This is a genomic window from Neisseria sp. P0021.S005, assembly GCF_051956955.1.
This window is the reverse complement of the sequence record NZ_JBQCWY010000576.1, coordinates 1-1,960: the sequence shown is the minus strand read 5'-3', so window position 1 is coordinate 1,960 and position 1,960 is coordinate 1. Positions and strand designations below refer to the sequence as shown.

3 protein-coding genes and 1 pseudogene are annotated in these 1,960 nt (G+C 48.4%); all 4 read left to right on the top strand.

Annotated elements, in window-relative coordinates; genetic code table 11:
- Positions 1-326: pseudogene (locus ACTHUE_RS17080) on the top strand (succinate--CoA ligase subunit alpha); the annotation flags it as partial.
- A 195-nt stretch (positions 327-521) separates the two neighbouring features.
- The gene (locus ACTHUE_RS17075) at positions 522-956 is read left to right on the top strand and encodes a DUF883 family protein (RefSeq protein ID WP_070461327.1); all 435 of its coding nucleotides are present in this window, start codon (positions 522-524) and stop codon (positions 954-956) included.
- A 110-nt stretch (positions 957-1,066) separates the two neighbouring features.
- Positions 1,067-1,474, top strand: coding sequence for a phage holin family protein (locus tag ACTHUE_RS17070; RefSeq protein WP_440403662.1), 408 nt, complete (start codon positions 1,067-1,069; stop codon positions 1,472-1,474).
- On the top strand, positions 1,455-1,721 hold the full coding sequence (locus ACTHUE_RS17065) for a hypothetical protein (protein WP_003686076.1): 267 nt from the start codon (positions 1,455-1,457) through the stop codon (positions 1,719-1,721). Before ACTHUE_RS17070 ends, ACTHUE_RS17065 begins: the two co-directional genes overlap by 20 nt.
- The last annotated feature ends 239 nt before the right edge of the window (positions 1,722-1,960 follow it).

Here is a 1,960-nt window from a genome sequence, read left to right as displayed (position 1 = left end):
ACCAAATCGACGCACTGAAACTCTTCCAAGAAGACCCAGATACCGACGCCATCATCATGATCGGTGAAATCGGCGGTACTGCGGAAGAAGAAGCAGCCGAATACATCCAATCCAACGTAACCAAACCCGTTGTCGGCTACATCGCAGGTGTTACCGCGCCTAAAGGCAAACGCATGGGCCACGCCGGTGCGATTATCTCCGGCGGTAAAGGTACTGCCGAAGAAAAATTTGCCGCTTTCGAAAAAGCCGGTATCGCCTACACCCGCAGCCCTGCCGAGTTGGGCACTACTATGCTGGAAGTGTTGAAAGCAAAAGGTTTGGCATAAGACTTAAGTCTTTAAGCTGAAATGAAAAGGCCGTCTGAAGTTTTCAGACGGCCTTTTTTAAATTTCATCGGGTTGTTTTTACATATTTGATACTTAATTTGATTGGAATTAATGTGATAACCGGAGATAAATGTTTATAATTGATTAACAGATAAACAGTCTGTAGCCATATCAACCTATCTCAAGGAGAAAAACATGAAAAAACACGATTTTGAAACGCGTCGCGAGGCTTTGCTGAAAGACATCCGAGAAGTGATGGATGATGTGGAAGAGTTGTACCGCGACGGTGTGGAAGCCGGTTCGGAAGAGGGCGGCAAAGCCCGGGCCAAATTGGAAGAGAAATTGGCCGCGGCCAAAGAGCGTTTGAGCCGTTTTGAAGAAGAGGCCGGCGAACGTTTGCGCCATCATGCCGAGCGTGCGCGTGAGAAATACGAGCAGTTTGAAGAAGCGGCCCAGGAGCGTCTTAAAGAAGGCAAAGAGCGTTTTGCCGAATTTGAAGCTGATGCGGGCGAGCGTTTGAAACGCGGTGCCAAACACGCTGATGAAGTGGTGCATGAAAAACCATACTATGCGATGGGTTTTGCCGCATTGGCCGGTTTGGTTGTCGGTGTGTTGTTGAACCGTCGTTAATGTGAATATGTTAAGGCCGTCTGAACAGGCGTGCACATGAAATCATGGATTTCATTGCGCCGTGCAGACGGCCTTAGCCTTATGTTTCCTAAGAAAAAAGGATAATCGAGATGGGAATTCGCCAGCGTTTTGAACATGGCAAGGCTTTGTTGAATCAGGGCGCGGATTTGCTGTTGCTGCGTTTGCAGGTATTGAGCTTGGATTTGACGCGTCAGGCGGAGAATGTGTTCCGTTTGGCGATTTGGCTGGTGTTGTCCGGCGCGCTGTTGATGGTGGGCTTGGTCGGTTTGCTGTTCGGATTGAACCGCGTGCTGACGGATGTTGCGGCTTTGTGGGTGTTTTTCGGCATTTTCTTCGTGAGTCTGCTGATTATTGCCGTATTGTTCCGCAAAGTATCGGCAGATTATCGGGAGCAGGGCAGTCGCGTGGCTGAGACCTTGCAGGATATTCGATCGGATATTGCGTATTTGCGCGGTGAGATAGACAAGGATGCGGATAATGAAGCAACAGGAGTATGAAGAAGCGCGCGAGCTGCTGCTTTTGGAAGCCAAGCTGGTGCGGCTGCGGATTGAAGCGGAAAATTTGAAACTGCGTAAAGCGGAAGAAAGTAATGCTCGGCAGACTAATCGCTTGGTAATGTTGGCCGATGTGGCGTATCAGTTGAGCCAAACGCGTTTGCTGTCTCAACGTGCTTTGTTTTCTACATCGCGCCGTCGGCATTGGATTTGGCTGGTATTGGCTGTCATATTGGGCTTGTCGAGATAATCGAGGGCAGAGGTTTGGTCAAAATGATATTTGCGGCGAGTTGTTGGCTCGTGTGAGCCGCTTGTTGAGGATGCTGCGTCATTGTGTTGCCGAAACTGAAACTTTATCTATGTTGAGTATTTTTTACAAAAGACACCGGCCGTCTGAACATTTCAGACGGCCTCAATGTTTGGAGTTTCAGATATAATGGCGGCAATTTTGAAATTATTAAATGAAGGATAAGTGATGAACCGTTTGTA

Coding starts and splice junctions, on each gene's coding strand:
- ACTHUE_RS17075 (WP_070461327.1), top strand. CDS start 522: ATGAAAAAACACGATTTTGAAACGCGTCGCGAGGCTTTGCTGAAAGAC.
- ACTHUE_RS17065 (WP_003686076.1), top strand. CDS start 1,455: ATGAAGCAACAGGAGTATGAAGAAGCGCGCGAGCTGCTGCTTTTGGAA.
- ACTHUE_RS17070 (WP_440403662.1), top strand. CDS start 1,067: ATGGGAATTCGCCAGCGTTTTGAACATGGCAAGGCTTTGTTGAATCAG.